Raw genomic sequence first — 25,599 nt, forward strand, 5'->3', positions numbered from 1 at the left:
CGAGCGAACCTTCACCGGACCGCCCCGATCATGCGCAACGCGGTGGCAATCTGATCGCTCTGTTCCGATTCCGACATCGTGACGTCGACCTTGGGCCCCTGTTCGACGAACGGGAAGATCCGAGTCCGCAGCAGATCGTTGAACTTGCTGAGATTGGTCGGCTGACTCAGATCGAGCGGGTTGGACGACAACACCATGGGCACAACGGCCGTGGCGGTCCGGTCGAGCGACTGCACCAGAGGGGCGAGCCAGAGGGCACTGTGCGCGACGGGACCGAGCCCGGCGAGAATCAACATCACACCGACTGTGGAGGTAACGACTGCGGTGGTTTGCTGGACACCGTAGTCGGTCAGCAGCGGATCGAGCATGTCCCGATCGTCGAGTACCAGTGCAGCATTGGCACCGAGACCGTCCAGAATCGCGTCGACCGAGCCGACATCGGCACCCACAGCGGCGATATCGTTCTCCACCGCGCTGAAGATGCGCGCAGTTTCGGCGGGATCGACGGGAAAGACGGAGTTCATCTGGCGCACGGTGTTCTGGAGGCTGTCGACGGCTCCACCGCCTACCACACTGGCTAGCCCGGCCAGGGTGTCCTCGACCTGTGGTGCCTGCGACGTCCGATCGATCGAAATCGTTGCCCCATCGGTCAGCAACGGTCCGTTGTCGTCCACGGCGGACAGTAGGGCGATGTGGACATCGCCGAGCGGAGTCGCCTGACGCAACTCGGCGCGAGTCTCCGCCGTGACCCGAGTCGATTCTGTGATCTCGACGTCGGCGACGACATACCCTGCGCGCGCCGCGTCCCCGGATGCGGACTCGGGCGCAACGATTCTCACGTCGACGAGAGTGCCCGCCTCGACTCCATCGGCGATGACATCGGCACCGAGCGGAAGGTTGAGAACATTGGCGAATTCGATCGACAACGAGTAGGTCTCACCCGAGACTCCAGTCCCCGGTACTGCCAATGCGGCCGGGTCGAACGAACATCCGCTCGCAACCACGAGGACACACAGAACGGCGATGGACCCCGTCGTGCGTCGCCTGCATCCGGATTCGGTCGGTCTCATCATCGGGCACCGGTCATTTCGAGTATCAATTGCTCCAGTGGAATATCGACCAATCCGCCGCTGTCCACAGCGCAGGACTGCCCGGCGCGGCCATCGAGTGCCGCACACACCTGGGCGAGGTGCGGATCGGGTATCTCGACCCGCGGCGCAGCGTAGGTGAGGGAGACTCGCCCGGTTTCCGGGTCGAGCGAATCGGTGAACGCACGAGAAACTGCGGGGAGCATTGTCACCACATCGCGCAGGTCGGACACTCCGGCGCTGATCAGTCGCGGCAGATCCTGATGAGCGCTGAGACTGCGCAGCGCCGGCGTACCGAACATCTTGACCAAGTCGTTGGCAGCAGGCAGTAGATCGTGAAGGGTGTCCATGATCTCGACGATCGGCGGAATCGCCAGTTTCGTGGCGGCGTCGAATTCCTCGGTCAGCCGAGTGACCATCAAGTGGACGTCGCCCCAACCGCTCCGAGCGCTGCGCGCCAGCGATGCGAGGGTGTAGATCAGATTGCCGATATTGGCTATCGCGGCGTCCGGCGAATCGAGTGCGGCACCGAGCCCGTGGACGATCCGGTTGATCTGATCCGAAGTCCCTTTCGTGGAATCGTTGAGTGCTGCAATACCTCCGGCCAACAGGTTGTCGCCTCCGTCTTCCTGGCCGTTCAGCTCGTCTGCCAGATTCGACAGGGCCGTGAAGGTCTCCGTCAAACTTTGGGGGGTGAGAGTGTTGTCGATACACCTCGACGAGTCCCATGCCGGCCCACTCGGTTCGTTGCCGATCACCGCCAATCTGCGGTCGGCGATGAGCGAGTCCGCCACCGTCGTTGCGCCCACATTCAGCGGCAGCGCGCGATTCGCCGGAATCTCGAAATCGACGCGAGACGAGCCTCCCTCGGGCTCGATCGACGTCACCGATCCGACATCTATGCCCAGAATCGACACCGCACTGCCCTCGAACAGTCCGATGCTGTCGGGCATGAGAGCGCAGTAGCTACGCATCTCCGGGGACGGCATCAGTACCTTGTATCCCCCGCCGACGGATCCGAGCAGCGCCACAACCGTTGCCACCGAAAGAAAAGTCCTGGACCGTATCAGTCGATCGATCATCAGCAGGTCCTTCCCGCAACGGGAATACAAGGGCTGGAGGGTGCACCAGCGGAGTCGGTGATCAACGGGTTCAATCGTTCCTGCAACACGCGGACGGCTTCGAGTATCGCGCCGAGTTCGGCACCGACCTCATCCAATGCGGGAATCGTGTCGGCCAGCGATTGCGCATGGGGCTTCAACGTCGACTCCCATGCCCGCCCGACGGGAGCCAGCGCGTGCAGGGCTTCAGCTATCCTCCGCAGCGCCACACCGACTTCGGCCTTGTTGTCGTGGATGAGAGTCTCGAGCAGGTTCAGTTTGTCGACCAGCCTCACCACGACGTCCAAGTTGCGATCGAGCGCCGAGGAGTACTCGTCGGCCAACGCCAGCGTGCGCGACACATCCTCGTTCTGCTGCTCGATGATGGTCGTGATGTTGTCCAGAGCCGTCAGCAAAGCACGAGGCGAGTCGGGATTCGCGGCCAGTTTCGACTCCGCCGCGCCCATATCCACTCGGATTGTGTCACCGTCCAACTCGTCCACCGGCCGCACCGCGTCCTCGAAAAGTTGTGGGAGGTTGTACGGCAGAATGACGCGCTCGCGGGGAATGGTCGTCTCCCCCAGCGGCGCGTCCCCCGCGGGGAGCACAGCCAGGTAGTGACCGCCGACGATGGTGAGCATCCGCACCTCGAGCGAGGTGGCGTCACCGATGAAGACGTCGTCCTTCACCGTGAAACTCATGTCCACGTGGTCCGATTGCAGGGTGACGGACTTGATCGTGCCGACGGTGATTCCGGCTACCCGAACGTCGTCGTCGGCGCGGACCGATCCGGCGTCCGACAGTTCTGCGGTGTACGTCGTCATTCCGGTCTCCACCACCGACACGATGCCCACGGCGGCCAGCAGAACCACTACCGCGACAGCGCCGAGGAGCCCCAACCGAACATCGGAAATTCCGGATCCTCCGGCGACGCGCGCTCTCTGCCGGGTCACCCACTTCATTTGTTGCACAGCGCGATCCTCTGCTGCTGGATCAAAATTTCCAGCGCATGCGGGGCCTGCGCCGTCCCGTTCGAGCACGTGGTGCTGACGTAAGCACCGGGGTCGGGTATCGCTGCTGCCAGTCCCTGTATCAGTGCAGGCAACCTGCCGAGCGTGTCGGCAGCGGCGGCCGGGTCCGGAATAGCTGTGCGCAGCACGTTGTCGAGGTGGGGGTTCGGGTCTCCGGTCAAACCCACGGTGTTCAACAGGCTCTGCAACGGGTAGAGCACAGGACGGATGGTCAACGAGAAGTCGATGAGACCACCGATGCGATCCGCGAGCGTCCCGAACACTGCCGTCATCTGGGTGAGGAGTTCCATCGCATGGCCGGACTTGCCGCCGAGATGGTCCACTACCTGACCGAGGTTGTGCACCAGGGTCGATATGACGGCTTGCCTGTCGGTCACGTAGTGATCGGTGAGCTTCTCGATACCGTCCAACGCCGAACCGACGCGGGTCTCGTCTCCCTCGATGACCGCCAACAAACTGCCCGTCAGCTGATTCAGATCGTTCGGGGTCAGGGTCGCCAGGACCGGCTGCAAACCGTTGAACAACGTCGTGATGTCGAACGCGGGGACAGTGTGGTCCGTGGTGATCGTCTCGCCTGGCTGCTGTTCCTCACCCGGATCGTCCGGCTGCTGCACATCGAGATACCGCATACCCGTGAGATTCTGGTAGCGAATCGCCAAGGTGCTGTTGACGTAGATCGGCCGCGCGCGTTCCGAGGTGAACGTGACGCGAGCCAACGGGCCGTCGAGTTCGAGGCCAGACACCTTTCCGACGCTCACGCCGTACATACGCACGTCGTCACCTGCTTTGAGCCCGTTCGCGTCGGTGAACAGCGCCGAGTAGCCTTCGGTAGGACCACCGACCGGCCGGTCGATCAGCTGGAACACCACCGTCAGCAGCATGATCATCACGGTGACGAAAGCAGCAAGTCGCGCAACGAGTTTCGGCGTGCTCATCATCGCCCTCTGTCCACCGGTGCAGGCACGGCTGCCTGCAACGGTCCTGACAGCGCTGGAATTGCACTGAGGTCTACCTCGACATTCAGCACCGGGCCCTCAGATGTGTCGTGGAACTTCTCGTTCAACCGATCCAGAAGTACGCCGAGGTCACGGCCAGTGGTGTGCGGCGTCGGAACGGTGGCGGCGATGGCATCGAGAATCGGTGCGATCAAGATTGCGAGTTCCTCGAAGTTCGGCTGAGCAGTGGTCAACAATGGGATGAGGCTCGGAAATAGGCTGTCCTTGAGCACGGACGTCGTGGCGTCGAATCTCGTTCGGTTCTCTTCGGACTTCATGTACTCGGAGTCGAATGCCGCGTCGAGCAGACGGATTCCGCCGTCGGCGGTCGACGGCAGACCGGCCAGCGCAGATCCATACTCGCGCAGCAGAAATGGCGCAGGATGGACTTGGGTATCGGCCACTGCCCTCGACATGGCAACCATGGATTGGAACAGCGGCGTGAACGCGGTCGCTCCGATGTCCATTCGGCGCAACACTTCTGTGAGCTTCGGAGTCAGGACCCCGGACGTGAACCCACCCAGCGAACCGAGCAGGGTGGAAATTGTGGCGTCGTCGACACGCCCCTGCTCCTCTCCGGTGAGATCGAGGACTGCGCCGTCGACGAGGGTGGCTCCACCCGGAGCTGGCTGCATCTCGATCTCGGTGACTCCGAATAGGTTTCCCGGCGCGAAGTCGATGCTCATCGTGTCGGTGAGACCGGATACCTGGGACCGGTCCAACTCGAGCTCGATGCGTTGCGATCCCTCAGCGGTGCCTTCGATCGACCCGACAGCGCCGACTTTCACACCGTCGAGTCGCACGTCACTGCCCTGGCCTATCCCGGCTCCGATTCGGTCGGTGAGCAGATCGATCGTGAGAAGGTTCGCATCGGTTCCGGCGGGGGCGAGACGCCAGCCGATTCCGAGCGCGACGACAGCGGCCATGGCAAGGACGCCCGTGGTCCGCGCTGTTCGACGTCCGGCGGCGACGCCTGGTAATCCGTAGGTGGGCATTGGTCCTATCCGGAGAAGGTCACAGGGGAGGTGAGGCCCCACAGAACGATAGTGAGAATCATGTCGAGGCTGATGATCGCGACCAGGCTGGCACGAATTGCGCGCCCGGATGCTGTCCCCACGCCTTCGGGGCCTCCGGTGGCGAAATAGCCTTGGTAGCAATGGATGAGGATGACGGCGACGGCGAACACGGTCACCTTCACGACCGCCGCAACCACGTCCCAATTCGCGACGAATTGGGTGAAGTAGTGGTCGTAGACCCCACTGGGTGCGCCGTGCAGCGTCACCACGACTGCACCGCAGGCGAGGTAGCTCACGATCAGTGCGATAAGAAATGTCGGCACGATGGCCACGACGCCGGCGATGACGCGGGTTGTGACGACGAACGGCACCGACCGCACACCGAGAGCTTCGATGGCGTCGATTTCCTCCGATATTCGCATCGATCCGATTTCGGCTGTCATCCGGCATCCCGCTTGAGCTGCGAAGCCGACTCCTGCAGCGATCGGGGCAAGTTCGCGCGTATTGGCAAAAGCCGAAACGACACCGCTGAGCTGGCCGAGCGAGACCAGGTTCAATGCGCTGTACGCCTCGATGCCGATGGATGCGCCCACGGCCGCCCCCATCACGACCATCACCACCGCAGTTCCGCCGCCGACGAGCACCGAACCGCGCCCCCAGGTCATGTCGGTCACTTGAAGCATCGTCTGCGATCGATACTTCTTCAGCGTCAACGGAATCGACGACAGAACCTGCCATGCGAATACCAGGACGAAGCCCGCATTGTCGATCGGTGCCATCGGACGGACGGTGCGACGCAGCCAGACGAAGGGCCGCAGTAGCGGCGGAGTGTAGGTCGAGACCGTCATCACGCCAGCCTGACCGGGAAGAACATCGTGACCACCTGGGTGATCGCGGTGTTGATCACGACGATCGACACGACGGACAAAATGACGGCTGCGTTGACGCCGTCGGCAACGCCGCGAGGCCCGCCTTTCGCTTCCATCCCGCGCTGACACGCCACGATGACGACCAGGAATCCGAAGAGGAGCGACTTCGCGAGCGATACCCACACGTCGATCGAGGTGGTGAATGCGCCGAACGATTCCCAGTAGCTCCCGGATGTGACGTCGAGAGCCCCGATGGCGACGATATATCCGGCGACGACGCCGACCGCGATGATCAAGATGTTGAGCAGAGGGGCCACGACCAGCATCGCTGCAATTCTCGGAACGACGAGTCGTTGCGTCGGGTTGATTCCCATTACCCGCATAGCGTCGACTTCGTCGCGGATGGTTCGAGCGCCGAGGTCGGCCGCGATCGCCGCGGCACCGGCACCGCCGAGAAGGAGCCCGGTCGCCATCGGCGCACCCTGCTTGATCACTCCGAGGCCACCGGCCGCACCGATCAACGAGTTCGCCCCGAGTTCGTGGACCAGGTTTCCGACCTGAACCGAGACGATCACGCCGAACGGAACAGCCATCAGAACACCGGGAATTGCCGTGACCGTGATGAAGAACCAGGCCTGGGACAGAGTTTCTCGCCACTGGAACCGCAGCCGCACAGCATCCTCGAGCCCGAACGAGAGTGCCTCGGCACCCATCCGCATGGTCCGGCCGAAGGTGCCGACGCTCGATGAGATGGCGCTCGGCGGGTGGCTAGTCGATACGGCGGACACCACGACCACCTCCGTTCTCGTCGAGCTTGTGGATATACCGGATAACGCCTACGGACAGAGACGGCGTAGTCACCGAATCGGGCAACCCGCTTCAGTGGACGGTGTTGCATCGTGGTGGTCGTACGGGGTGGTCAGAATTCCTTTGCGTTTCGCGGCGGCACGGGAGGTGAGCACGTTGATGCGCCAGAAGCGATCGCCTTTGGCAGCGCGCCGACGCAGGCGGGTGTCGGCGAACGGCAGAACATCGGAGACTCTGTTCAGCCACACGTTGAACGTGGCCACTGCGCCGATGGCCCGCACCCACCGAGCGATCGCGATGTCGTGTGCCGGTGTGGTGGCGACGAGGGCGCGCACCGCTGGTTCGCCGCCGAAGTAGGCCATCATGCCGAGCAGAGGCTTGACCGTCGATCGACCCCGTAGGGTCAGCCGGCCGTGCTCATCGGTCATCGTGACCGCAGCCGCCCCGGACATCTCCGCGGTCGCCTCGGTCGGCCCACCGGTGTAAGGCAGGTAGTAGTTGAGTATCTCGATGGCGTCGTCCGCTGTGGTTGGAATGACGTCCTCACTGACACCGAAAACGTGTGTGATGTACGCCCAGTGAATCCATGCGTCATCGAGATCGGATTGGGAGAACTTTCGGCCGTGCCCTTGATCGACGAGCATGGGCAGAAGACCGAAGGAGATAGCACCCATCAGCATTGCGGTGCAGGAAATCGGGCAGCCGTTTCGCTCGAAATTCGATGGCTCCCAGGACCTGCGGAGTCCGGCTCGCACCTGAGAGTGCATCAGCCGTACTTTCACGGTGTCCTTGAAGATCGGCGAATAACGGTCCATGGCGCTCGATCTGGTGACGTTCCAGAACCAGGTGTAGCTCTCGAACATTCGACGCTGGTAGTCGTTGATGAATCGCCGCGTCGCTCCGGTGGCGGTCGAGACGTCGTTGCCGACGAACGTCGCCAGTGCATCCATCACCGCCATCCCCGTCTTGCCGGCGAACGACGCGCTGATCCACAGTTGGCGCCCACGTTCCCACCGCTCCGGATCGTGCCAGGCGGGCGGGTTGTCGAGACTGTCGAACAGCCGCACGAGCTCCGGGGGTGGATCGGTGACGGCGTCGATCCCGTCGTCGAGGGCGGTCTCGAGCATCCGGCGGCCGTCGGACATTCCGATGCGGCGAAATGCGCGCACGACGTCGTCCATCAGTTCGTCACCCTGCCACTGGTGGTCGGCCACCAAGCCGATCAGCGGGCCCGGCGCCGACAACCGATCCCGCGGAACCATCGGTTCGACGAAGCGACTGCGGGACACGTCCCACAGCTCGTGACTTTCGGTCGATCGCTGCGGCCACGGCCGTAGCGGCATGCCGGGGCGGTAGTAGTAGTCCTGCGCGGGGGGCGCGGCGACGGGGCCTCGGCCAGGACGCGACATCGATGTCGACACAGCTTCGTCTCCCTTGTTCGTCCGGAGCCGGCCAACCATGTGACCGAGATCATACGAAACCCTAGAGCTGAAATCTGCTCGGTTTCAACTCGGTTATTGACACGAGCTCAACGAACTGTTGCCATAGACAAATGAGCAGTTCAGCGCGCTACAAACCGGTTCAACAACGCTCGATCGCGACGATCGAGAAGATCCTCGACACTGCTGCTCAGCTTTTGATCCGTCACGGCTACATCGGTTTGACCACCAATCGCATCGCCGCCGAGGCGGGTATAGGCATCGGCACGGTGTACCGGTACTTTGCGGACAAGAACGAGTTGCTCACCGCACTTCGCGACCGCGCCAGCGTGCAGATAACCAACGAGCTCGCTGCGGCAGTCACCACGTCGCTCTCCTTCGACCAGTCGGTTGCCGTCCGGCAACTGTTCACACTGCTCGTCGAGGCGGTCGAAAGAAACGAGGCGATCATCAATGCGCTCGCCAACGAAGTGCCGATGGGCTTGCAGGGAAACATCCTCCCCGAAGTGGAAGGCCAACTGATGCGGCTCGCCCGACACTTTCTGGCTTACCATCGCAGTGATCTATCCGATACGGAGATATCGGAACTGTCCTACATCGGCGTGACGGTCGGCTTCGCTGCGGCGATGCGAATCGGGGTCAAACGCGAACCCGGTCTCAACCGAGAACGTCTGATCGCCTGTGCCGGTGATGCATTGACCGCATGGATCGATACCCACCGCGAACCGGCCGCCACGGCTCTCGTAGCGGATCGATGACCGACTGCGCGCCGTCCCTCATCGTCACTGGGGTTCGTCGAGGATGCTCTCGACTTCCGGGGCGGTGCCGTGGAGGCCGAAATCGAGCGTGCGGAACCAGATCTCTCTGTTCCGTTCGATGCTCGACATCAGCTGTCTCACAACGACTTCGTCACCGGCGAGCAGGGATGCGGGGCCTCTAGTTGATCTTCTTGCGGTAGATCGCGATCGCGAAGCCATAGGCGAGGACGAAGATGCCGACGAGGAAGGCGATGGCGATCCAGATGTCGCTGCCGACAGGTTCCTGCGCGAACAAGGCGCGGATGGTGTTCACGATCGAGGTTACGGGCTGGTTTTCGGCAAACCAGGCCACAGGTCCGGGCATCGATTCGGTGGGCACGAACGCCGAGCTGATGAAGGGCAGGAAGATCAGCGGGTAACTGAAGGCGCTCGCACCGTCGACGGTCTTTGCCGATAGTCCTGCGATCACGGCGACCCAGGTCAGCGCGAGGGTGAACAAGGCCAGGATGGCGACGACGGCGAGCCAGGCACCCACTGACGCTCCGGTGCGGAATCCCATCAACAGAGCGACACCGGTGACGATCGCGACGGAGATCAGATTCGCGGCCACCGAGGTGAGTACATGCGCCCAGAGCACGCTGGAGCGGGCGATGGGCATGGACTGGAAGCGTTCGAAGATGCCTCCCTGCATGTCGAGGAACAGACGGTACGCGGTGTAGGCAATGCCGGAAGCAATGGTGATGAGTTGGATACCGGGGAGCATGTAGTTGATGTAGGACTCGTCGGATCCGGTGTCGATAGCTCCGCCGAGCACGTACACGAACAGCAGCATCAACGCGATCGGGGTGACCGCTGTGGTGATGATCGTGTCCGGGCTGCGGACGATGTGACGCAGCGATCGACCGGTGAGAGCGCCGGTGTCGCTGAGGACGTGGGTGGTCATCGGTGCTCCTTGTCAGCGGCTACCGAGCCGTCGCCGGTCCTGTCCGTGTCGCCGACGAGGGCGAGGAAGACGTCTTCGAGTGAGGGTTGCTTCTCGACGTATTCGATGGTGGCGGATGGGAGGAGCTTTCTGAGTTCGGCGAGGGTGCCGTTCTGGATGATCGTGCCCTCGTGCAGGATCGCGATGCGGTCGGCGAGCTGCTCGGCCTCGTCGAGGTACTGCGTGGTCAGCAGCACCGTCGTGCCGCCCTGTGCCAGGTCCTTGACGGTCTGCCACACCTCGATTCGCGCTTGTGGGTCCAGCCCTGTGGTGGGCTCGTCGAGGAAGATGATCGGGGGATTCCCGATCAGGCTCATCGCGATGTCGAGCCGGCGCCGCATGCCACCGGAGTAGGTCGCCGCCCTTCGGCTCCCCGCTTCGGTGAGAGAGAAGCGGGCGAGCATGTCATCGGCGATCGCACTCGGATTCTTCAGGTGACGAAGCTTCGCGACGAGCACGAGATTCTCCCGGCCACTGAGCACCTCGTCGACGGCCGCGAACTGGCCGGTCAGACTGATCGCCTGACGCACTTCGTTCGGGTCCGTCGCGACGTCGAAGCCGTGGACGACGGCGGTGCCTGCGTCGGCGGTGAGCAGGGTCGAGAGGATCCGCACGAGGGTGGTCTTGCCGGAGCCGTTGGAGCCGAGGAGCGTGAAGATGCTCCCCACCTGGACGTCGAAGTCGACGCCCCGCAGCACGTGCAGATTCTTGAAGGACTTCCTGATCCCCTGCACCCGTATTGCTGGTTCGACGGTCGCGTCGATGGTCATGTCTTCGACTCCTGTCCGCTCTCGCCTGCGGCGGCGGCGATCGACTTCGTCAGACGACTGCGCTCCTTGTCGAGCCACTCTTTGTCGGAATAGGCGCGGACGAACTCCTCGGCGAACTCCACCGGATCGTTGCCCACGACATCGCGCACCGGGGTGCCGTCGATCGCCGCGCGTTCCCAAAGGTCGGCGTGATCTCTGATCATCGTGATGAGAAGTTCGCCGTCGGAGACGGATCCGTAGTACATGAAGTACCGGTTGAGTGCCTTCGCGGCGCTGCGGTACGGCTCGGGGAGGGCCTCGATGCGCGACATGTGCAGCTTGTAGTGCTTCTTCTGCTCGATCGACCCGGTAAGGGCCTCGATCCATTTGGCGGCCATGATCACTTCTCTCCTTCGTTCTGCGCGGTATCAGCGGTGGTGCGGAGTTGGTCGATGCGTTCTCCGAGAAAGCTCCATGTCCTCCAGAACTCGGCGAGCTGTTCCCGCCCCTGAGTGTTGAGCGCGTACACCTTTCGCGGTGGCCCCTTCTCGGAGGGGACCCTCTCCACATCGGCGAAGCCTCGCTGTTCGATCCGAACGAGCAGCGCGTACACCGTGCCTTCCGCGGTCTCTGTGAAGCCCAAATCCCTTAGCTGTGACGTGATCTCGTAGCCGTATGCAGGCCGTTCGGAGAGGATCGCGAGCACGATGCCCTCGAGCGTTCCCTTGAGCATCTCCGTCATTTGGCTGCCCATCGGACCACTCCCCTATCTACTCAGTGTTGCTGACTACCGGAAAAAGTAACACTAGGTACCGGTACATAGCAACACCAAATACTGAAAACGAATGAGAGCGTTGACTTCGGAAGCTATGTGCATTAGCTTTTAGCTATAGCAATTAGCCACTCAGATCTGGAGACGAAATGATCGAACACCTGAGCATCGACGGGAACACGCTCGCCTACGACCTGACCGGGGAGGGTCCGCTCGTAGTCCTTGCGCACGGCATCGGCGACAGTCGGCACTCCTACCGCTTCCTGGCGCCTGCACTCGTGTCGGCTGGGTACCGGGTAGCAAACGTGGACCTTCGCGGTTGCGGTGAATCCAGTCTCGGATGGGACGGGTACAGCCGCACCGACATCGCTGGCGACTTGGTGGCGCTCGTGCGTCACCTGGGCGGGCCGGCCGTGATCATCGGCCAGTCGATCAGCGGCGGGGCCGCCACTATTGCCGCCGCCACCGCCCCCGAGTCGATCACGGGAGTCATCGAGCTGGCGCCGTTCACGCGCGCGGTGTCTTACTCCGTCGGTGGGCTGCTCACGAACAAGGGCTACCGCAGCGGAACCATGCTGCTCGGACAGACCGTGATGACGGGCAGCCAGAAAGCCTGGGAGAAGTACCTCGACCTGGCGTACCCGACCAAGCCGGCCGACTGGGATGTCGAACTGGACCGCATCACGGACACGCTCCGCGAGCCGGGCAGGATGAAGGCCCTTCAAGCCATGTGCAAGTCCAAGCCCACCGACGCCGGCGAGCAGCTGAAGAACGTCCGCTGCCCCGTCCTGGTCGTCGAGGGCAGCGCGGACCCCGACTGGGCCGACCCCCGCGCCGAAGGAGAGAAGATCATCGCCGACCTGCCGACAGGCCTCGGAGAGCTCGCCGTTCTCGACGGAGTCGGCCACTACCCACACGCTCAGGCGCCCGAGCAGACACTAGCGCTCGCGCTGCCTTTCCTGACTCGGACTCTCGCCCGTGCCTAGGGCTGGGCTCGCGCCATCGTCGGTCACCGAAGCCGGCGCCGAACTCGCCGACGAGGTCGGCTTCGCGCGCCTGTCCATGGGTCTGCTCGCCGAGCGACTCGGCGTCAAACCACCCTCGCTGTACAAACATGTCGACGGAATGGCCGACCTCGCACACCGAATAGGCGTGCTGGCCATGACCGAACTCGCCGACGCCATTCGCGATGCCATCCAAGGGCGGGCCGGCCGCGATGCCCTCGAATCCGGAGCGCGAGCAATGCGTGTCTGGGCCCGAGAACACCCGGGCCGTTACGCCGCCGGCAATGCCGCCGAGATCACCGGCCCCGATGATCCGCTCATCGCAGCGGCCAATCGAGTCATGGACTCCTGGGGCGCGATGCTGCACGGCTACCGCATCGAACCCGCACAGCAGATCCACGCCCTACGAATGCTGCGCAGCCAGCTTCATGGCTTCGTCACTCTCGAAACAGCCGGCGGCTTCCAGGTCAGCACCGACATCGACGACAGCTTCGACTGGATCATCGGCTTCATCGACCGCGGACTCCAGGCGCCCTCAGATCGACAACTTCAACAATGAGCAAGAGTCGGGGACGGCCCGCCGGACCTGCCTGCACACTATCGTCCGATCTCGACGGTTTTCCGTCGATCCTCGACGGAAGTGTGCAGCAGGATCCGGGCCCTGAATGCAACCCGCGCTCGGGCGACGCCTGTTCGCGACACAGATTGCCCGATACTCTTGAAAGATGCGGAATCCCGTCGATTCGCTGAAGGGCACACCTGCCCACAAACGCGGGCCAACCAATCAGACAGCCAAGGTTCCAGCCACCTAGGTCTTCATGACCCGTGCCTACCGCGATGCTGAGACAGGCGTGGGCAATACGCCTTTGTCCACGCTTGGTCAGCCGGGGACCACCAAGGTCGACACGTAGCTACCGGCGCCCGTCAGTGACTGGACGGGCATCGCGATGCGCCAAATACTCTGCGTATCTGATTGCGTCGTTGGGTGGCGGCCAGAATCCCCTGTGCGAGTGCGTGTTCGCGCTCTCCGTCGTCGCGCGGCAGGTAGCCGAGCCAGCGCAGACGGCGACGGCAGCGCATCTCGTCGTCGGGCCAGTCGACTCCGAATGCGTCACCGGCATTCACAAGATCGACCGCAATCACTTCTACCGTCTCGAATCGGTGATGATCGCGGCGAAGCACGACAAACCTGCGGAGCGCGCGCCAACGAAACCACTGTCGCATCGATCTGGTCCTTTGCATTAGAGGCATTGAGCCTGGGAACGCACTAGCAGTTTCTGGCGCCGAAGACATGATCAATGCGCAAGGACACGTACAGCATCCGGTTCGGGCACAGCCGCTTTCGCGGGGTAGAGCAATACGGCCACGACAGCGCCGGCGAGGAAGAAGCCCGATGCCCACCAGAACGCGGTGTGGTAGCTGGCGAGTTCGGCGTTTCGTGCCAGAGCCTCGGCATCGAGGCCGCTCGAACCGTTGTCGGTGTAGTAGTTCGCTGCCGCGGTGGCTGCGAAACTGGAGAGCAACGAGACGCCGATGGAACCACCGATCTGCTGCGCAGTGTTGACGGTGGCCGAGGCGACGCCGGCGTCCTCGGTCCGGACCCCGAGGGTCGCCAGCCCCATGGCGGTGGAGAACACCGCTCCCAGTCCGACGCCCAGCAGGAGCAATCCGGGCAGAATATCGGCGACGTAGCTGCTGGTCAGTTCGATGCCGGTGAGAAACGCCATTCCGGCCGCTCCCACGACCAGTCCCACACCCACGGTGATCTTGGGAGTGACGCGGGAGGTGATTTTGCCGATCGTCGACGCAGTGATCGCGAGCGCAGCGACCATCGGAAGGAAGGCGGCACCGGCGACCACCGGGGAGTACTCGAGAAGGGACTGCAGGTAGTACGTCAGGTACAGGAACACGCCGAACATGCCGATCGCGGAAATCACCATCACCAGGTAGGACGTACCGCGATACCGGTCGAGCAACACCCGCATGGGCAGCAAGGGGTGCGCCACTTTTGTTTGCGCGAGAACGAATGCGGCGAGCAGCGCGACTCCCGCTCCGATGAACGTGAGCGTCCAGGTGTCGGTCCACCCGTTGGTCTCGGAGTTGGCCAGGCCGTAGACGAGAGAGAACAACCCGGTGGTGACGAGGATTGCTCCGACGATGTCCAGGCGGGGCTTGTCCCCCGTCGACTCTTCCGTGGCGGGTAGGAGCTTGACTGCACCCACAACGGCAATCGCGATGATGATGACATTGACGTAGAGGCACCAGTTCCAGGACAGGTATTCGGTCAGTACGCCGCCGAGGAGCAGGCCGACGGCACCGCCCGCACCGGAGATGGCGCCGTAGATGCCGAACGCGCGGGCGCGGTCCTTGCTGTCGGCGAACGTCACGGTCAGCAGAGACAGGGCTGCCGGGGCGAGAAGCGCGCCGAACACACCTTGCATTGCGCGTGCGGCGACGAGAACCTCGAAGCTCTGTGCCCACCCGCCGAGGGCGGATGCAGCAGCGAAGCCGACCAGGCCCACGATGAGGGACCGCTTGCGTCCGAAGAGGTCGCTGACGCGACCCCCGACGAGCAGGAGTCCACCGAAGGTCAACGAGTAGGCGGTGACGATCCACTGCCTGCCGTTGTCATCGAATCCCAGAGCCTTCTGAGCCTCGGGCAGCGCAATGTTCATGATGGTCGCGTCGAGGACGATCACCAACTGCGTCAGCGCGAGGACTCCGAGAACCCACCACCGAGTGTTGCCGTCGACCCGCGTTCTCTTGTTCGTCATGATCCGTCCTTCGCTCCAACCTTTAAACGGAATGGGTTCGTCCGCTTCGATCACAGACTAAACCACAAAACGGACGATGTCATTCCGGATTGGTAGACTGCGGTGATGACGAGCGACACGAATCCCGGTCTGCGGCGGGACGCAGCGCGCAACGTCGAGCGAATCTCGACCGCCGCGATGGACGTGTTCGCCGAACGCGGCCTCGAGGTGTCGATGGCGGATGTGGCGGACCGCGCCGGCGTCGGAGTCGGGACCGTGTACCGGCGGTTCGGCAGCAAGGAAGCCTTGATTGCGGCACTGTTTGCCGAGAAGGCCGATCAGATGGTTGCCATGGCAGAACGCGCCGCGGCCGAGGACGACGCCGGTGCCGCATTCCTGAACCACTGCGTCGAGGTGTGCGCAGTTCTTGCCGAGAACAAGGGCCTGCGTGAACTACTGCTGTCCGGGGCGAAAGATGCGGGCGCCGACAGATCGATCATGTCCCGGATAGAGGCACCGATCGAGACCCTGACCGATCGGGCCAAGGCGTCGGGATGGCTCAGAGAGTCGTTTGCGCCCAGCGACTTCGTTCTCGTTCTCACTGCCGTCCAGGCGGTTCGAAGCTTCGGCGGCGACGCCCACCCCGCACTGTGGCGTCGAACATTGCAGATGATGATCGACGGGCTGCGCACTCCGAGTGCAACCCCCGTCGACGTCGGCGCACCCCCGCCACTGAGCCGAGCCGAGGCCGCGGAGGCGGCGACGGGTTCCGGCCCTTGACATCCGCTCGACGAGCCGCGCCACTGCAGGTCGTGCTCGCTGACGGGGAGACGGTCTACGAACCGTTCGACACCGTCGGAGGCCGCTACCTCGTCTTCAGCGCGTCATCTCTCTCCGGCACCCTCCCCCAACTCCTCAGAGCCGAGATCATCGAGGTGCATCGTCCTCGATACGGGGCACGGTTCGCCTGCAGCGATCCGAAACTGCAGAGGATCGTCGACGTCTCGCTGCGAACTGTCGACCTCAGCGCCGTCGACGCCTACCTGGACTGTCCGACTCGAGAACAGCGCGCGTGGACCGGAGATTCGGTGGTCCATCAGAGCGTCGATCCCCAACCCTTCTTCCGGGCACTCGTCCACGACGCAGTCGCGGCACTCGGCGGCGATCTGCTTCCCCCGGTACCGAGAATGGACTCGTCTCCTCGATTCCGGCCCAACGGCGATGCGTGAATGTTGGGAAGGCGGCTCGTACTGCCACGGCTGGTCCGCGACGGTCGCGCGAGATGTCGTTGTGCACACTCTCGGTGTCACGCCCGCGGCACCTGGCTATGCTGCCGTCAGGATCGCACCGCACGTGGAAGATCTCGAGTGGGCCGATACCCTCATCCCAACGCCGCACGGTGACATCGAGGTTCGAGTGGAGCAGGATCTGCTGATCGTCCGGACCCCGGTGCCGTCATCGGTGGAATGGGGCGGAGATCGCAAGGCGCTTCCCCCTGGACTGCATCGATTGGAAAGGACGCTGCGATGACCTCCACGAGTTCCGCGACACAGGTCACGATCGGCACGGGCACGCTCGAGGGCACCGTCGAGAATGGCATTCGACGCTTCCAGGGCATCCCCTACGCCGCTGCGCCTTTCGGCGACAATCGATTCCGCGCACCGCAGCCCCCCGCCCCCTGGGACGGCGTGCGCCAGGCGACCTCGTTCGGTGCTACCGCACCGCAGCTCGCCTACCCCGGTGCGATCGGCGAGCTGCTCGGCACCGTGACCATCGACGGAGACGAGATCCTCACGGTGAACGTGTGGGCGCCGGAGGACGCGAACGGTGCCCCTGTCGTGCTGTGGATCCATGGTGGGGCTCTGGAACGCGGCACCGCAGCCCTCCAGGGCTATGACGGCTCGAAGTTCGCTCGTGCCGGGATCGTGTTCGCCTCTATCAATTATCGCCTCGGCGCAGAGGGTTTCTCCGTGCTCGACGGGGCACCGCGAAACCTGGGTCTGCGTGACGCTGCGGCAGGGCTCGAGTGGGTGCATCGCGAGATCGCCGTGTTCGGGGGCGACCCGACCCGGATCACCGTGATGGGCGAATCTGCCGGCGGCACCCTCGTGTCCGGTCTCCTCGCACGCGACGACTCCAGGCCGCTCATCGCTCAGGCGATCGTTCAATCCGGTCCGCTCGAGGCTCAATCGGCCAAGAAGGCGGGGAGGGTGACCGCTCAGCTCGCCACACAGCTCGGCATCCGCGCGGAGAGGGATGCGTTCGCGGCCCTCTCCCCCGTGCAGCTCCTCGAGGCACGCAGGACGCAGTCCGCTGGATCCGCGCCGTTCGGTGGCGCCCCCGGCTTTCAACTCGCGATCGATGCGGACAGCTTGCCGCGCTCACCCCACGAGGTGCTGTCGGAGATCGACACGCCAATCCTGATCGGCACGAACACAGACGAGTATCGACTGTGGTTCACGCCGGAGGCGCTTGCCGGCATCAGCCGATTCAAGCTCTTCGTTGCACGTCTCGCGCTGCGGATCCCCGGTCGAGTTGTGCGGGCCTACCGCGCGGAGTGGCCACAAGCCTCGACCGGCGAAATCTTCGGACAGCTTGCCACCGACGTGATCCTGCGCGCCCCGGCAACGCGCATTGCCACCGTCCGCTCCGTGCCGACCTTCCTGTATGAATTCGCGTGGCAGAGCCCGGTGCGCGACCTTCGCGCTGCCCACGCGATGGAGCTCGGATTCGTGTTCGACCGTCTCGACGACGGTGAGGCGTTGCGCATGGCGGGTCCGGATGCACCGAACGAGCTTGCCACGGAGATGCACGCGGCCTGGGTCCGGTTCATCCAGACGGGTCACCCGGGTTGGCCGGCGTTCGATGCACACCGTCAGACGCGCCTGTTCGACGCGGAGACGACCACGGTCTCCCAGCGCCGTACGGTCGGGCTGGACCTGTTGTGAGCACACTGCGCGAGTGTTCGCGCTAAGAGGCAACGCCTGATGCGCAACCGAACTTGCTTCCGCGTCAACGTCGTTCGCATCTTCTGAGCCTCCGCGATCTCGGCCATCACATCCGGATTGCACTGACACCCGTCACCACAACGTCGTCGCCGCCGTGCGCCGCAACAGCGATGCCGGCCGCCGCCGTGTCCAAGCCCGGCATCCAGCTGGCGCCGATCTGATGGCCGAGAGCGGGCCTCAGCAACTTCTGACTCCCCGCCCGATGGCGTCGTACTCTCACCAAGCCCGGCATCGACGCCCACAGATCGACAACTCGAAAACCCTGGCAAGAGTCGGGGACGGCCCGCCGGACCTGCCTGCACACTATCGTCCGATCTCGACGGTTCTCCGTCGATCCTCGACGGTAGTGTGCAGCAGGATCCGGGCCCTGAAATGCAACCCGCGCTCGGGCGACGCCTGTTCGCCACACAGACTGCCCACCAACGCCACCCAGCTGATCAAACGACAAAGCCCCAACCACTTCACGTGGTCGGAGCCGTCTCGTGGAGCCTCCTAACGGGATTGAACCGTTGACCGCTCGCTTACAAGTATGTTGCGAGACAACCAGATACGTCCGCATGGAACCACCACAGAGGCTCTGACCTGTGTGATTTGTCCAGGCGAGACCACCCGAATCCACGTCCATTCGTACCGACATGTGACACGCTCGTGACACCGAGCCTGGCGTCGACAGACTTTGCCAAAGTTAACTGATTCCCCGCAAGCAGCGGCGCAATTTTCAGGGACGCGATTGTGGGTCGGTCGAAATGCTGTGGAGCGCGGGTTCGATCGGACGGTTCTGCCATGCGCTCCACCCGGCCACGACCCGGCTCGACTGGTGGTCACTGTGAACGCACTGCCTCCAGCGGACGCGCGGCATGAGATCGAGAACCTTCTCGGGCGTTACGCCGAAGCGGCAGACGAACGCGACGCAAAGACAGTCGCCAGCCTGTTGGACAGAGCCGTAGTCCACTTCGCAGGAACCGACGTCGTCGGCCGTGACGGCATCAGGACGCACTACGCTCGGTTGTTCGCTTCCGCACCGCTCAGCCGGCACCTGATCACCAACCTCATCGTCGAAACCAACGGCGACGACGTTCGATTTCGATGCCGATACACCCGATGGCAGGTCGAACCCACAGCGGAACTACACGCGATCGGAAACTACGTTGGGACATGCTCGACACGCGACTCGGGTTCGTACATAACGTCGTTCGCCGTCAATGGGGCATTGCAGAAGGTAGCGTGACCGGCCAGCGCGAGATGTTCGATCGAACTCGCGCATTCACAGTTGCGGACATCACTGTCCCCGGCGACCGGACTGTTTGTCACATGCAACACCTACGATCATGCTATGGCCAGGCTTGGTGGGTTCCCAGAGAACCGCTCCCCCAACATCGATGCACTATTCGAGGTCACCGCCAGCTCTTCCGGGTCCGAGACAGTGCAAACGTCGCTGCCCCCTGGACCCGAACGCGACGCAATCCTCAACGAACTACTAGGAGCGTTATCCGAACAGGCGACTGACTCGACCGCCATGATCGAGGAACTTCGCGGGTTGATGGTCGGTCGAGACATCACCCAGCTCATTAAAGCAGTGGTTGTACCCGCCATGACAGTCAGGTCACCAGGCACGCAGAGCGTCGCTGACGGCAACACGACGTCGACGTGGGCGGCAAAAGTCGAGTACCTAGTCGGCGTCGCACTGTCCATGACTAACACTGGCGACGCGGGCACTCCACCTGAAGTCATGCACCGCGTGACGCAACTGATCAGCGACATCTTCGAAGCCGAGCAGCTGCGCTTGATTGCACAAACCATCGAAAAGGCCGGCTCCGACTCGGAACGTGAGCTTCTCCTGCAGCAAATGCAGTTGGAGTACCAGACGGACCGGATGCCTGGCTACGCAGTTCATCTCGAACGCGTGGACTCAGAGGTATTTGGGAGACACCGAGATTATTACGTGAACGCATTCGGCTTCGATCCGGCGGATGTGATCCGGTGTACGCGATTGCACACCCGATCGATAGGTGAGATGTACTCGGCGGGGATCAACGCAATGGCCGAAGCACTGAACACCGGCGGGATCAATCCCGACGAGGTGCAGGTGATGCGACAGGCGTTAGACGCAATTACGTTGTGGAAACCCGCTGACGTCGCCGCGAGTACAGGAATCGACGCAGAGCAAATCACTGCGATGTTGGATTTCTTCTCCACCGAATACGGCTGCCAACCGGCTTTCCGGGCACCCAGTGACCTGAACCGGGCACGCACGCACCCCTGCATCAGACTAGGCAATCTCACTTACCTCGTTCCGGACCCGTGGGCGTTATCAGCCGGTATCCACCGCCGCCTCGCCGCGGAAACAACACGCAAAAACTATGACCCAAAGAAGTACTTCAAGCACCGTCAGGACGCGCACGAACGCCTTGTTACCTCCGCGCTTCGGACGGTTTTCGGTCAGGCGAACGTGTACTCGACGCAGCATTACAACCTAGCCGCTGGTAAACACGGTGAAATCGATTCCCTCGTCTGCACCGAGTGGCCGCTGGTCGTCGAGGCGAAGGCGATCGCACTGACGGAACCGGGGCGACGGGGCGCCCCGAGCCGGGTCGACACGAAAATCAAGACCATCCTGAGCAAGGCGCTCGACCAAACCGATCGCGCTCTTAGCTACATCCTCGATCAACGCGGCCGCAAGTTCGCACCCACGGAGAAAGGGCGGGCGGTCGAGTTGCTCCCTGACGTCGCCGGCGGCACCGCGATCATCGTGACCTTCGAGCGGATCGACCCGTTTGCTTCTGGCGGCCTAGCAGTCGCAGGCAACGTCAATCGGCCGACATGGGTGGTGTCCCTCACGGACCTGCTGATGAACTCGGACATCCTTACGGACCCATCGGCATTTCATCACTATGCACGCAGACGTGCCGAGATGCACTCGGCGCGGGCCCGTACTTTGACTGAAGCCGACACCCTTGGTGCCTACCTTCTGTCTCGCCTCAGCATTCTGGACTCAGCGGACGAAAACACCAGCATTCTGATTGGGCACTCATGCGAGGCGTTGAACGAGTTCTACACCCGGCAGGAAGCTGGGTGGGCGGCAGAGAAACCCGCAACGGGTGTGTCGGGTGACGTCACCGCTGCCTTAGGGATGGCATGTCGGCAGCCCGGGTGGGTCACGGCCGTCGACGCCGTGATGACTTCCGACCCCTCCGTTTGGAAGAAATGGAAGAACTTCCGCCGTAAACACCGGCGCGGCGGGGTCTTTCCGCTCAATGGTCATGTGTGCCTCGTTACCTCAACGGCCGGGGAGTCATCGTTTGAGCGAAGCGACGACTCGCTGCTTATCAACATCCCAAGATCGTCCTGACCAAGCCGTGTTCCATCGACACACCCGCGGCACGCAAAGGACCTCACCCACGCCGCTGGTCCTCGACTTCGCTGTCGGTGGATTCCCTGCCACACTGACCCGCCGGGTTTCCGTATTTCCCCGACACCCACCCTCCATAGCTGACCCGACTGTCGCCAGTCGAGACCAAGGATGGATCCGTCCACCGAGACTGGCCAATAAAAGTACCGAATCCTAGCGCTTATCTATAGTCACTAATGAATTTCCTAGGTACCCTGCTTGAAAACTAGTCGGCAACGCAATTTACCGTTTGGCTTCGAGGATGCTCACTGAGTCTTACCATTTTTTGATTGAGCTATACAATCGGGCTGTATTTCCACCTGAAGGGTCTCCAAATGAGGAAAACATATTCTCAGGTGTTCTTCCCTGGTTCCGGCCTCCGCCGTCCGCCCTCACCACGCCCTCGACGAACGACCGCAGACCGTCCACGAGTCAAGAGCCGAAGGGCCAAACCGCAGCTTCACGGCAGGCTGTTGAATCGTCCGAAGCCACCGGGCATTCTGAAAAATTTCTGGTCGACTGTGCTACCGCCGCATACGGGGACAGTGGGGGCCATGAGCGCGGCACTGCTCGCATGGACCGCGTTCTCCCTCTCCGTCGGATTGATATTCTGTGCATTCTACTCGACGGTGGGATCCGCGTTCTCGGTAATGAGCATTATTTACTGCGCAGCTCAACTCACAGGAGGGCTCGTTGGTTTCATCTTTGGGATACCGCGTGTCGAGCAGTCGGATGCGCAAAACTTAAAGCGTTCGGACAATATTCGCGCCCGGATCCTCGCAAACACGAACCTGGAAAAGGTTAGCGACTGGTTGACTACGATCATAATAGGTATTGGACTGACTCAATTTCGCTCGATTGCAGAAGGTTTCAACAGCCTAACGAAACAGATTTCAGCGGACTTGAATCCGAACAAAACCCCGGCTGGTTCGGGCGGTTCTGCGTCCAGTACACAGGGCCAATACTCAAATCCGGGAGGGTTCACTCAATCGGGTTCATCCGCCTTCGTCGGCGCGCTCATAATCGCCGGATTAACTGCGGGTTTCATTACCGGTTGGCTGTTCTGCAGGCTCCTGCTGATCGAAGCATTGCGTCATGCCGAAAACCGAGATGTGTGAGTATGTCGATGAGAAAGGCTAGTCAACGGGCAAAGGACTTGAGATCCTTGAAGGACATCGGTCCGCGATAGCCGACTACCGACGCGGTCTTTCGGCAATCGAGGTGTACGCCGGTGGAGGAGTTGGACCACAGGCCTGAGGAGGAAGCGAAATTTGAGCGCAAGGCTAACAATTCGACATCCTGGCCCACCACGCCAGACCCGATTTGTGCATGCACGCATCGCGTATCATTGGCCGAATTGAGCTGCTTGAATTTCTCGCTCGACCGCCGTGAAACGACCCACCGTTCGCATCAGGTATTCTTCGGCCCGCTCCTGATCATCCGGGCTCTCAAGATGTCGCAACGCGCCGGCAATTCGCCCGAGGCCGTCTCGATAACTCAGCACCACATGATTCGCAACCAACTCGAAGGCCAAGAAGACCTTGAGCTTTTCGAATGCTCGGTCCAGTCGGCCGGTCTTGATGAGTGCGGTCACTTCTAGAGCGTCCAAGGTGACCATGTCATTAACCAGTCCGATGACCGAACGTAAACTTTCCAGAGAGTCCAAGACTGCTTGGTAGTTTCCTGCAGCGATGAATCGATTGTTCCGACGCATCAACCACTCGGGCCGCGACTCCTTCTTCGGGTCCCGATCGGCGATCTCACCAAATCCGGACGCTAGCTGATCCAACCCGGCGTGCGACCGATATTGGTGCTCGTGTGTCACGGACTGCAGAGCTAGATGTACGTTCGCGTACACCATCTCTTTCGTGCTGTCGGTGCCGTGCTGCTCCAGATGCAGCATCATCGGCAAAGTCTTTTCTGCAACTTGGTGCAGGTTGTGCGGTTCTACCGAAGCAGATGACAGATCGCTGAGCATGTCCGCCGCGTGTTTCATTGCGAAGACCTGCGCCCATTCCTCGCCTGGGAACTCGCCGAGGTAGAGCACCACCAGTTTCTGTAGTAGCTCGCTGGACTGACTCATCCGGGCGGTGTTGGCGTAGCAGGCTGCTACCTCCCCTATTACGCCGGCCTTGGCAGTGAGGTAGACCTTCCGCTGTTGCGTTGCAACGTAGCTCAGAGGTTCAAGCTCTTCGATGTACGAAAGGGCGGCCTCAGCGTGTACTCGCAACTGCTCGAGCGCCAGAAACGAACTCGACGTTCTCATCACGCCAAGCCAGGGAATAAGGTGGCCGAACAACGCGGTCATTGCATTCATGAGCGCACCTTCGGGCGCGTCGGCTATGTACTTGGTGCGGACGATCTCGTGAATCAAAGGGTGTATCTGAATGCAATCCGAACTCAGATCGCTTCCTCCCGTCGAGGCGTCGCCGACGGTCCGGTGTGCAATCGTTTGAGTCCGGAGGAGTGTAATGATCGCGCGGGAGACTGCAGGCTCAGCACGTACGGGCTGAGGCAGATCCGCCATATCGATTCGAAGGGGATCGGTGGTGGCTGGTATCAGCAGGTTCAACGGGATCATCTCCGGCGCAACGAACGAAGCAGTCATAACCAATATCCGAGCGTTCCGTATGTAAGGAGAGCCGGTCCCATCGCCGATGCGCTCGACTGCCGTCGACACGGCTGCGAACGCAGTACGGTCGAAGCCCGGCGGAATCGCAATAGTGTCGTCGAGGGCCTCCAATGTGCGGAAATAGCTCGGTACGAGTTCTGCGAGATCGCTCTGAGCGTTCCGGAAGTACAACCCAGCCATACTCACGGCCAGCGGTATCTTGCCAAGCCGCTCAACGATCGTATTGATGGTGCCCGCCACTGCGGGTATGTCCCGGGGCGGTATATCGGCGTAGGCGGCGAAGCATTCGAGTGCTTGGGCGCTAGTGAATGAGGTGACCTCGTGGATGCGTGCAGTTGGCCACCACCCGGTGCTGTTCGTCGTTGTGACCAAGATTGATCCGTGCCCAATTGTGGGGATGAACGACTCGATGTGGCCCCGCCCGGGCGCGCCGTCGAACACGAGCAACCACGGGCCGCGATGCGACGCGAGCGCGGCCGCCATCAGGCCGGCGGGATTTGCCGAGGGGTCTACCCTCCGTCCTGTGAGTCGTTCAGCGTAGTCACGGATCTGCGCTCGTAACAACCCTCCGTCGCGGGCGTCGAGCCATAGAACAGTCTCGTACCGGTTGTGATTGAGGTGGCAATAGTCGCTGGCGACTGTTGATTTGCCGACGCCAGTGTGTCCGGTCAGGACCGCCAGTGGAGGCGTTCGATCGGCGACCTCCAAGGCTGCGCCCACTTCGTCGAGTACGTCGAGGCGAGGCACCGACGAGCGAACGTTGGGTACTTGAGACTCCGCGTTGCCCCAATCGAAGGCTCCTGCGGCGTGCGCGATGCGTGCGTCGGGGATTGTAAGTGTGCCGAGAATTTCTTTTCCGGAGATCTGCCGATCGCGGTTCCCGGCTGCGGCGTCGAAAATTAGGTGTCTGAGGACCGTACCGACCATTCGACTCGACACAACGCCCTGGCTCAGGTCCTTGTCCTGCCGTACCTTCCTGATCGATTTCTCGAAGTACGCCTCAAGCTCCCGCTGGTTGTGCGACACCGCGATCTGCCTGCCACGGGGGCCACTGCTGGCTGCACCACCAGGCCAGAAAAAGAGAAGTCCAAGTTCGTTTTTCGTCGGCGCAGAGCATGCCGAGGTCATTGTGGGACCGAGGTGACGATTGGTCAGCAGCACGGATTCCCCGTCATGCCTGATCGCGTTGAGACGATCGAACACTCGCT

26 protein-coding genes are annotated in these 25,599 nt (G+C 62.3%); 10 read left to right on the top strand and 16 right to left on the bottom strand.

All coding sequences use genetic code 11. The annotated features are described in order from the left end of the window. Nucleotides 1-11 precede the first annotated feature (11 nt). From ACODSO_RS10880 to ACODSO_RS10915, 8 genes are all read right to left on the bottom strand, one after another. Nucleotides 12-1,073, bottom strand: coding sequence for an MlaD family protein (locus tag ACODSO_RS10880; RefSeq protein ID WP_231912323.1), 1,062 nt, complete (start codon nt 1,071-1,073; stop codon nt 12-14). Beyond that, nucleotides 1,070-2,170 carry an MlaD family protein gene (locus ACODSO_RS10885; RefSeq protein WP_068369140.1) on the bottom strand — a complete coding sequence of 367 codons (1,101 nt, stop codon included), beginning with the start codon at nt 2,168-2,170 and terminating at the stop codon, nt 1,070-1,072. The genes ACODSO_RS10880 and ACODSO_RS10885 overlap by 4 nt, the downstream gene beginning before the upstream one ends. Continuing rightward, a complete protein-coding gene (locus tag ACODSO_RS10890; RefSeq protein ID WP_082897529.1) occupies nt 2,170-3,150 on the bottom strand; it encodes an MlaD family protein in 981 nt (326 codons plus the stop codon). Before ACODSO_RS10890 ends, ACODSO_RS10885 begins: the two co-directional genes overlap by 1 nt. Further along, the gene (locus ACODSO_RS10895; RefSeq protein ID WP_068369145.1) at nt 3,147-4,154 is read right to left on the bottom strand and encodes an MlaD family protein; all 1,008 of its coding nucleotides are present in this window, start codon (nt 4,152-4,154) and stop codon (nt 3,147-3,149) included. The genes ACODSO_RS10890 and ACODSO_RS10895 overlap by 4 nt, the downstream gene beginning before the upstream one ends. Continuing rightward, nucleotides 4,154-5,209 carry an MlaD family protein gene (locus tag ACODSO_RS10900; protein ID WP_489037017.1) on the bottom strand — a complete coding sequence of 352 codons (1,056 nt, stop codon included), beginning with the start codon at nt 5,207-5,209 and terminating at the stop codon, nt 4,154-4,156. The genes ACODSO_RS10895 and ACODSO_RS10900 overlap by 1 nt, the downstream gene beginning before the upstream one ends. 5 nt (nt 5,210-5,214) lie before the next feature. Continuing rightward, nucleotides 5,215-6,078, bottom strand: coding sequence for an ABC transporter permease (locus tag ACODSO_RS10905; RefSeq protein ID WP_068369157.1), 864 nt, complete (start codon nt 6,076-6,078; stop codon nt 5,215-5,217). Further along, nucleotides 6,078-6,818 (bottom strand): MlaE family ABC transporter permease, encoded by a 741-nt coding sequence (locus ACODSO_RS10910; protein WP_231912324.1) that lies wholly within the window; start codon nt 6,816-6,818, stop codon nt 6,078-6,080. The genes ACODSO_RS10905 and ACODSO_RS10910 overlap by 1 nt, the downstream gene beginning before the upstream one ends. Before the next feature lie 138 nt (nt 6,819-6,956). Further along, nucleotides 6,957-8,327, bottom strand: coding sequence for an oxygenase MpaB family protein (locus ACODSO_RS10915; RefSeq protein WP_197480580.1), 1,371 nt, complete (start codon nt 8,325-8,327; stop codon nt 6,957-6,959). Between the two features lie 131 nt (nt 8,328-8,458). Between ACODSO_RS10915 and ACODSO_RS10920 the strand changes: the two genes are divergently transcribed. Beyond that, on the top strand, nt 8,459-9,103 hold the full coding sequence (locus ACODSO_RS10920) for a TetR/AcrR family transcriptional regulator (protein WP_489037018.1): 645 nt from the start codon (nt 8,459-8,461) through the stop codon (nt 9,101-9,103). 178 nt (nt 9,104-9,281) lie between these two features. Here ACODSO_RS10920 and ACODSO_RS10925 read toward each other — a convergent pair whose 3' ends face one another. From ACODSO_RS10925 to ACODSO_RS10940, 4 genes are read right to left on the bottom strand one after another with little or no spacing between them, the layout of a single operon-like run. Next, the gene (locus tag ACODSO_RS10925) at nt 9,282-10,046 is read right to left on the bottom strand and encodes an ABC transporter permease (protein ID WP_489037019.1); all 765 of its coding nucleotides are present in this window, start codon (nt 10,044-10,046) and stop codon (nt 9,282-9,284) included. Then, entirely contained in the window at nt 10,043-10,855 is an 813-nt protein-coding gene (locus ACODSO_RS10930; RefSeq protein WP_489037020.1) for an ABC transporter ATP-binding protein, read from the bottom strand. Before ACODSO_RS10930 ends, ACODSO_RS10925 begins: the two co-directional genes overlap by 4 nt. Next, entirely contained in the window at nt 10,852-11,232 is a 381-nt protein-coding gene (locus tag ACODSO_RS10935) for a DUF1048 domain-containing protein (protein WP_489037021.1), read from the bottom strand. Before ACODSO_RS10935 ends, ACODSO_RS10930 begins: the two co-directional genes overlap by 4 nt. A 2-nt stretch (nt 11,233-11,234) precedes the next feature. Then, complete coding sequence (locus tag ACODSO_RS10940) at nt 11,235-11,588, bottom strand: PadR family transcriptional regulator (protein WP_489037022.1); 354 nt, start codon at nt 11,586-11,588, stop codon at nt 11,235-11,237. A gap of 167 nt (nt 11,589-11,755) precedes the next feature. On the opposite strand from ACODSO_RS10940, the gene ACODSO_RS10945 reads away from it, so the two are divergent. Next, on the top strand, nt 11,756-12,592 hold the full coding sequence (locus tag ACODSO_RS10945; RefSeq protein WP_489037023.1) for an alpha/beta fold hydrolase: 837 nt from the start codon (nt 11,756-11,758) through the stop codon (nt 12,590-12,592). Beyond that, a complete protein-coding gene (locus tag ACODSO_RS10950; protein ID WP_489037024.1) occupies nt 12,585-13,169 on the top strand; it encodes a TetR/AcrR family transcriptional regulator in 585 nt (194 codons plus the stop codon). The genes ACODSO_RS10945 and ACODSO_RS10950 overlap by 8 nt, the downstream gene beginning before the upstream one ends. 365 nt (nt 13,170-13,534) lie before the next feature. On the opposite strand, the gene ACODSO_RS10955 is transcribed toward ACODSO_RS10950, so the two are convergent. After that, nucleotides 13,535-13,834: a hypothetical protein gene (locus ACODSO_RS10955; RefSeq protein ID WP_489037025.1), complete on the bottom strand. Its 300-nt coding sequence runs from the start codon at nt 13,832-13,834 to the stop codon at nt 13,535-13,537. Nucleotides 13,835-13,905: 71 nt separating this feature from the next. Beyond that, complete coding sequence (locus ACODSO_RS10960) at nt 13,906-15,384, bottom strand: MFS transporter (protein ID WP_489037026.1); 1,479 nt, start codon at nt 15,382-15,384, stop codon at nt 13,906-13,908. Between the two features lie 105 nt (nt 15,385-15,489). On the opposite strand from ACODSO_RS10960, the gene ACODSO_RS10965 reads away from it, so the two are divergent. Genes ACODSO_RS10965 through ACODSO_RS10980 form a run of 4 tightly spaced genes read left to right on the top strand, consistent with a single transcriptional unit; the run spans nt 15,490 to nt 18,311 of the window. Next, a complete protein-coding gene (locus ACODSO_RS10965; RefSeq protein WP_489037027.1) occupies nt 15,490-16,143 on the top strand; it encodes a TetR/AcrR family transcriptional regulator in 654 nt (217 codons plus the stop codon). Beyond that, a complete protein-coding gene (locus ACODSO_RS10970; RefSeq protein ID WP_489037028.1) occupies nt 16,140-16,592 on the top strand; it encodes an alpha-L-rhamnosidase-related protein in 453 nt (150 codons plus the stop codon). Before ACODSO_RS10965 ends, ACODSO_RS10970 begins: the two co-directional genes overlap by 4 nt. After that, complete coding sequence (locus tag ACODSO_RS10975; protein WP_489037029.1) at nt 16,585-16,893, top strand: alpha-L-rhamnosidase C-terminal domain-containing protein; 309 nt, start codon at nt 16,585-16,587, stop codon at nt 16,891-16,893. Before ACODSO_RS10970 ends, ACODSO_RS10975 begins: the two co-directional genes overlap by 8 nt. Beyond that, a complete protein-coding gene (locus ACODSO_RS10980) occupies nt 16,890-18,311 on the top strand; it encodes a carboxylesterase/lipase family protein (RefSeq protein WP_489037030.1) in 1,422 nt (473 codons plus the stop codon). The genes ACODSO_RS10975 and ACODSO_RS10980 overlap by 4 nt, the downstream gene beginning before the upstream one ends. Nucleotides 18,312-18,417: 106 nt before the next feature. Here the strand turns inward: ACODSO_RS10980 and ACODSO_RS10985 are convergent, their stop codons facing one another. Next, nucleotides 18,418-18,555 carry a hypothetical protein gene (locus ACODSO_RS10985; protein WP_489037031.1) on the bottom strand — a complete coding sequence of 46 codons (138 nt, stop codon included), beginning with the start codon at nt 18,553-18,555 and terminating at the stop codon, nt 18,418-18,420. A gap of 642 nt (nt 18,556-19,197) precedes the next feature. Here ACODSO_RS10985 and ACODSO_RS10990 point away from each other — a divergent pair. The 3 genes from ACODSO_RS10990 (at nt 19,198) to ACODSO_RS11000 (ending at nt 22,877) form a co-directional block, all read left to right on the top strand. Next, complete coding sequence (locus ACODSO_RS10990; RefSeq protein ID WP_489037032.1) at nt 19,198-19,599, top strand: nuclear transport factor 2 family protein; 402 nt, start codon at nt 19,198-19,200, stop codon at nt 19,597-19,599. Between the two features lie 288 nt (nt 19,600-19,887). Beyond that, nucleotides 19,888-21,720, top strand: a complete 1,833-nt coding sequence (locus ACODSO_RS10995) for a hypothetical protein (RefSeq protein WP_489037033.1) — start codon at nt 19,888-19,890, stop codon at nt 21,718-21,720. Nucleotides 21,721-22,313: 593 nt separating this feature from the next. Beyond that, nucleotides 22,314-22,877, top strand: a complete 564-nt coding sequence (locus ACODSO_RS11000) for a hypothetical protein (RefSeq protein ID WP_489037034.1) — start codon at nt 22,314-22,316, stop codon at nt 22,875-22,877. Between the two features lie 227 nt (nt 22,878-23,104). On the opposite strand, the gene ACODSO_RS11005 is transcribed toward ACODSO_RS11000, so the two are convergent. Further along, nucleotides 23,105-24,631 carry a hypothetical protein gene (locus tag ACODSO_RS11005; protein ID WP_489037035.1) on the bottom strand — a complete coding sequence of 509 codons (1,527 nt, stop codon included), beginning with the start codon at nt 24,629-24,631 and terminating at the stop codon, nt 23,105-23,107. Between the last annotated feature and the right edge of the window lie 968 nt (nt 24,632-25,599).

It is taken from the genome of Rhodococcus sp. FG69 (assembly GCF_057808915.1).

Coding starts and splice junctions, on each gene's coding strand:
- ACODSO_RS10880 (WP_231912323.1), bottom strand. CDS start 1,073: ATGATGAGACCGACCGAATCCGGATGCAGGCGACGCACGACGGGGTCC.
- ACODSO_RS10885 (WP_068369140.1), bottom strand. CDS start 2,170: ATGATCGATCGACTGATACGGTCCAGGACTTTTCTTTCGGTGGCAACG.
- ACODSO_RS10890 (WP_082897529.1), bottom strand. CDS start 3,150: ATGAAGTGGGTGACCCGGCAGAGAGCGCGCGTCGCCGGAGGATCCGGA.
- ACODSO_RS10895 (WP_068369145.1), bottom strand. CDS start 4,154: ATGAGCACGCCGAAACTCGTTGCGCGACTTGCTGCTTTCGTCACCGTG.
- ACODSO_RS10900 (WP_489037017.1), bottom strand. CDS start 5,209: ATGCCCACCTACGGATTACCAGGCGTCGCCGCCGGACGTCGAACAGCG.
- ACODSO_RS10905 (WP_068369157.1), bottom strand. CDS start 6,078: ATGACGGTCTCGACCTACACTCCGCCGCTACTGCGGCCCTTCGTCTGG.
- ACODSO_RS10910 (WP_231912324.1), bottom strand. CDS start 6,818: ATGCGGATGGGTGCCGAGGCACTCTCGTTCGGGCTCGAGGATGCTGTG.
- ACODSO_RS10920 (WP_489037018.1), top strand. CDS start 8,459: ATGAGCAGTTCAGCGCGCTACAAACCGGTTCAACAACGCTCGATCGCG.
- ACODSO_RS10925 (WP_489037019.1), bottom strand. CDS start 10,046: ATGACCACCCACGTCCTCAGCGACACCGGCGCTCTCACCGGTCGATCG.
- ACODSO_RS10930 (WP_489037020.1), bottom strand. CDS start 10,855: ATGACCATCGACGCGACCGTCGAACCAGCAATACGGGTGCAGGGGATC.
- ACODSO_RS10935 (WP_489037021.1), bottom strand. CDS start 11,232: ATGGCCGCCAAATGGATCGAGGCCCTTACCGGGTCGATCGAGCAGAAG.
- ACODSO_RS10940 (WP_489037022.1), bottom strand. CDS start 11,588: ATGGGCAGCCAAATGACGGAGATGCTCAAGGGAACGCTCGAGGGCATC.
- ACODSO_RS10945 (WP_489037023.1), top strand. CDS start 11,756: ATGATCGAACACCTGAGCATCGACGGGAACACGCTCGCCTACGACCTG.
- ACODSO_RS10955 (WP_489037025.1), bottom strand. CDS start 13,834: ATGCGACAGTGGTTTCGTTGGCGCGCGCTCCGCAGGTTTGTCGTGCTT.
- ACODSO_RS10960 (WP_489037026.1), bottom strand. CDS start 15,384: ATGACGAACAAGAGAACGCGGGTCGACGGCAACACTCGGTGGTGGGTT.
- ACODSO_RS10965 (WP_489037027.1), top strand. CDS start 15,490: ATGACGAGCGACACGAATCCCGGTCTGCGGCGGGACGCAGCGCGCAAC.
- ACODSO_RS10975 (WP_489037029.1), top strand. CDS start 16,585: ATGCGTGAATGTTGGGAAGGCGGCTCGTACTGCCACGGCTGGTCCGCG.
- ACODSO_RS10980 (WP_489037030.1), top strand. CDS start 16,890: ATGACCTCCACGAGTTCCGCGACACAGGTCACGATCGGCACGGGCACG.
- ACODSO_RS10995 (WP_489037033.1), top strand. CDS start 19,888: ATGATCGAGGAACTTCGCGGGTTGATGGTCGGTCGAGACATCACCCAG.
- ACODSO_RS11000 (WP_489037034.1), top strand. CDS start 22,314: ATGAGCGCGGCACTGCTCGCATGGACCGCGTTCTCCCTCTCCGTCGGA.